Genomic DNA, 547 nt, shown 5'->3' with positions numbered 1-547 from the left:
GTTGCTTGACATATCTTTTAGTAAAGTATGACACATAGTTAAATGGTTATTAGTCAACCATACGTTGTGCTTCTTGTAATTGGAACGTACGAACTTTTCTAGGTAAGAAACGTCGAATCTCGTCCTCATTATAACCAACTTGTAGTCGTTTATTATCTAAAATAATTGGACGACGTAATAAGCCAGGATTATCTTGAATGATTGAATATAAGTCTTGTAATGGTAGTGAATCAATATCAACATTTAATTTTTGGTATGTTTTAGAACGTGTAGAAATGATTTCATCAGTACCGTCTTCAGTCATTTTTAATATTTGCTTAATTTCATCAATTGTTAAATGTTCAGAAAAAATATTACGCTCCGTATACGGAATGTCATGTTCTTGTAACCATGCTTTCGCTTTACGGCAAGATGTGCAACTTGGTGAAGTAAATAATGTTACCATACATCTCACTCTCCTATTTGAATGAATAAAATTCATTACTTAAAATTTAGTTATAGATCAAGAAAAAACATTTTTTTCTAAAATTCTTAATCGTTACTATTT

1 protein-coding gene is annotated in these 547 nt (G+C 30.0%); it reads right to left on the bottom strand.

Annotation, left to right across the window (positions count from 1 at the left end; genetic code table 11):
• Window positions 1–49: 49 nt before the first annotated feature.
• Window positions 50–445, bottom strand: coding sequence for a transcriptional regulator SpxA (gene spxA, locus D8676_RS26575; RefSeq protein WP_000258003.1), 396 nt, complete (start codon window positions 443–445; stop codon window positions 50–52).
• Window positions 446–547 lie beyond the last annotated feature (102 nt).

Origin of the sequence: Mesorhizobium sp. YM1C-6-2 (genome assembly GCF_003666685.1) — a bacterium.
In the GTDB taxonomy this organism is placed as follows: domain Bacteria; phylum Pseudomonadota; class Alphaproteobacteria; order Rhizobiales; family Rhizobiaceae; genus Mesorhizobium_K.
This window is presented reverse-complemented; position numbering and strand designations above follow the sequence as displayed.

What these genes read in the sequence shown, in the direction of transcription:
- spxA (WP_000258003.1), bottom strand. Translation starts at nt 445, where the DNA reads ATGGTAACATTATTTACTTCACCAAGTTGCACATCTTGCCGTAAAGCG.